This window comes from bacterium (genome assembly GCA_021372775.1).
GTDB lineage: Bacteria > Acidobacteriota > Polarisedimenticolia > J045 > J045 > JAJFTU01.
The window spans coordinates 1-3,039 of the sequence record JAJFTU010000291.1 but is presented as its reverse complement, the minus strand read 5'-3'; the positions used below and the strand labels follow the sequence as shown (position 1 = coordinate 3,039).

Below are 3,039 nucleotides of genomic sequence, written 5' to 3'. Positions count from 1 at the left end.
TCGGGATGCGCGGCGCGGATCGCCGCCGCGACCGCGCGCTCCGAGGCGACGTCCGCCGCGGTGACGAAATCGTGCCGACTCTTGGGCGACACGTCCAGCGCGCGACGCCCGTCGAGAAACGGCCGCAGCGCCGCCGCCCCCGCGGCCGCCGCCGCTTCCGCCGTTCCGCGCAGCCCGCCGAATTCGCGCATGCCGTTCCTCCCGCGCCGCGGTCGCCGTGCGCCGCCGCGACGGACCAATCATTGTGGGGGATACTCTCGGCGGGCGAAAGAGAACGCGCGGCCCTCCGCGCGCCGGAGCGCGCGGAGAAGGGCGACGGCGCGAGGCGCGAAAGGGACGATCGCAGCGATGGGCCGCGGCAAGGAACTGTTCGCCGAGATGGTCTTCCGGATGAGGACCGACGGCGCGACTCCCGGCCGCCAGGCGGCCGCGCTCGCGGTCGGCGTCTTCATCGGCTGCACGCCGCTCTTCGGCCTGCACCTCGGGATGTGCCTCGTCGCCGCGCGCCTCTTCCGGCTCAACGTCGTCACGATGTACATCGGCGCGCAGATCAGCCATCCGATCATCGCCGTGCCGCTCTACTTCAGCGAACTGCAGGCCGGCTCGCTCCTGCGTCGCGGCGCCTTCTACGCCCTCTCGATGGCCGAGTTCCGCGCGCTGCCGTGGCATCAGTTCCTGCTCGACCTCTGTCTCGGCTCGCTCGTCGTCGGCGCCGCGCTCGGCGTCGCCTTCGGCTTCGCCGCGCTGCCGGTCTTCCGCCGCACGATGCGCGATCCGTTGCGCGTGCGCGTCGCCGACGCCGCTTCGCGCCGCTACCTCTCGGCCGGCGTTCTGGCGTGGGAGGGGGCGCGCTCGCGGCTGAAGGGCGACGCGGTCTTCACCACGCTGCTCGAACGGCGCCTGCTGCCGGAGGACGGCCTGCTCGTCGACCTCGGCTGCGGGCGCGGGCATCTGCTCGTCCTGCTCGCGGAGACCGAGGCGATGGTGCGCGACGCGGTCTGGCCGCCGCTTTGGCCGGCGCCGCCGACGCGGCTGCGGCTGCTCGGCGTCGAGCGGAAGCCGAAGGTCGCGGCCGCGGCGCTCGAGGCGCTCGGCGAGGACGGCGAGATCGTCGTAGCCGACGCGCGGGTCTGGCCGATTCCTTCCTGCCGCGTCTGCGCGGCGATCGACCTGCTGCGGGAGCTGCGTCCGGCCGAGGCCGAGGCGCTCGTGGCGCGCGCGGCCGCGGCGCTCGAGCCGGGCGGCGCGCTGCTGCTGCGCGAGGCGGACGCCGCGGGCGGCTGGCGGTTCAGGCTGCTGGCGGCGTGGGAGCGGATCGGCTCGCTGCGGCGCGGGGAATGGCGCCTGCGCCGGCGGCCGCGGCCGATCGCGGCGTGGGCCGACGTCTGCCGCGCCGCGGGGCTCGTCGTGGAAGGGGAACCGTTCTATGGCGACGGGCCGTTCGCCCGCGCGCTGATCGTCGCCCGCAAGCCGCGCTGACCTCAGCGCACGCCGCCGAACACCGCGCGGCGGCCGGCGCGCCGCCGTTCGTCCGCCGCCGGGCCGTGCAGACGGGGCAGTTGGCGCGGATCGAACTCCGCGACGTGCGCTTCGCCGAGCGCGAGCAGCTGGTCCCGCACGTAGAGCAGGTCGTTCACGAGACGCGCGACGTCGAGGCCCCGAAACTCCGGCGCGAACTGGCGCAGCTTCGGCAGGGCGCGGCAGACCATCGTCAGCGCGATCGTCGCGTCGCCGCGCGTCACGCGCCAGAGCGCGACCGCGGCCTGGATCAGCCCCTGGTAGAAGAGCCGCTCCTCGCCGAGGGTCGCGCGCCAGGCGAGTTCCATCTCCTCGTGCGCCGCGTAATACCGTCCCTCGTTGAACAGCGCGACGCCGCGGCGCATCCCCGCCGGCAGGATCCGGGTCCCGGCCATCGACGATCGCGTCAGTCGACCAGACCGAGCGCGCCGAGCGCGGCGTGCGCCTCCTCCACGCGGCAGCCGCCGAACGACCCGGCGAACTGCGCGCGCGAGGCGGCGATCTCGTCGCTCGCCACCGCGAACTCGCGCCAGCGGAACTCGTCCGGCCCGAAGACGAAGGCGGCCGGGTCTTCGTCGGCGACGATTTCGGCGAGCTGCGCTTCGTCGAGCCCCTGCGCCGCCGCGAGCGCCGCGGCGCCGAAGACGTTGAGGAATCCGTGCTGCTTCACGAACAGTTGGTGGTTCAGCCGGCGCACCGGCAGGTTCAACCCCGCGGTGGCCTTGAACGGCACGCCGTGGTCGCGGCAGACGGCGAGCGCCAGCGCGACCTGCTCCGCGGGCGGGACGTCCTGCGCGGCGGCGCCGCCGCAGCGCAGCTTGAACCCGGCGCCGAGCGCCTTCGCGCCGGCGCCGCGACGGCGCCACGCCTCGGCGATCGCCTCGGCGATCGAGACGAGCGAACGCCGCCAGTCGGGCCCGTAGCTCCCCTCGAAGAAGAGCGTGATCGCCGCGGGGGCGGAACGCTCGACGAGATCGAGCGCCCGCTCGACGTACTGCTCCAACTCCGCGCGCCGCGCCGGCTCGCAGAGCGGCGCGGGCAGGCGCGTTTCGCACAGCTCGACGCGCGCCTCCGGGTGATGCCCGAGGAAGACGTCGACGTCGCCGAGATCGCGGTCCAGCCCGGCGAGCGCCGCCGCCGCGTCCGCGCCGCCGCGGCCGATCGCGGCCAAGGGCGGCGTCGGCGAGCCGAGCGCCGGGAGAAGCGGCGCGAGATCGTCGAGCCGCGCGGCGGGGGCGACGAAGCGGCCGACGAGCCAGCCGGCCGGACCGCCGCGGAGCGCGCCGAAGCGGCGCGCCGCCTCGTCCAGCGGGAGTTTGGCCGGCGCGAAATGCCCGGCGTAGTCGACGATCCCCGCGAGCATTGCGGAGAGGCTGTTCTTCACGTCGCTCCATCCTTCCGCCGGCGCTCGGCGCCGGCCCCGCGCCCCGCGCGGCGCTTGCCGTTCCACGATACTTCGAACCGGTCCCCCGCGGCGGACAACTTCTCCGCGGCGGGCGGCGGCCGTCGCGCTACGAGAAC

At 75.3% G+C, this 3,039-nt stretch carries 4 protein-coding genes; 1 reads left to right on the top strand and 3 read right to left on the bottom strand.

From position 1 onward, the window contains the following. Positions 1 to 191: hypothetical protein (locus LLG88_10180; protein MCE5247271.1), on the bottom strand; the 191-nt coding region annotated here is incomplete at its 3' end. A gap of 157 nt (positions 192 to 348) precedes the next feature. Here LLG88_10180 and LLG88_10175 point away from each other — a divergent pair. Further along, the gene (locus tag LLG88_10175) at positions 349 to 1,479 is read left to right on the top strand and encodes a DUF2062 domain-containing protein (protein MCE5247270.1); all 1,131 of its coding nucleotides are present in this window, start codon (positions 349 to 351) and stop codon (positions 1,477 to 1,479) included. 2 nt (positions 1,480 to 1,481) lie between these two features. Here the strand turns inward: LLG88_10175 and LLG88_10170 are convergent, their stop codons facing one another. Next, a complete protein-coding gene (locus tag LLG88_10170) occupies positions 1,482 to 1,913 on the bottom strand; it encodes a DUF309 domain-containing protein (protein MCE5247269.1) in 432 nt (143 codons plus the stop codon). Positions 1,914 to 1,924: 11 nt separating this feature from the next. After that, entirely contained in the window at positions 1,925 to 2,902 is a 978-nt protein-coding gene (locus LLG88_10165; protein MCE5247268.1) for a hypothetical protein, read from the bottom strand. Between the last annotated feature and the right edge of the window lie 137 nt (positions 2,903 to 3,039).

Bases quoted from the DNA above. Each gene is read 5' to 3' on its own strand.
- LLG88_10175 (MCE5247270.1), top strand. From the start codon at position 349: ATGGGCCGCGGCAAGGAACTGTTCGCCGAGATGGTCTTCCGGATGAGG.
- LLG88_10170 (MCE5247269.1), bottom strand. From the start codon at position 1,913: ATGGCCGGGACCCGGATCCTGCCGGCGGGGATGCGCCGCGGCGTCGCG.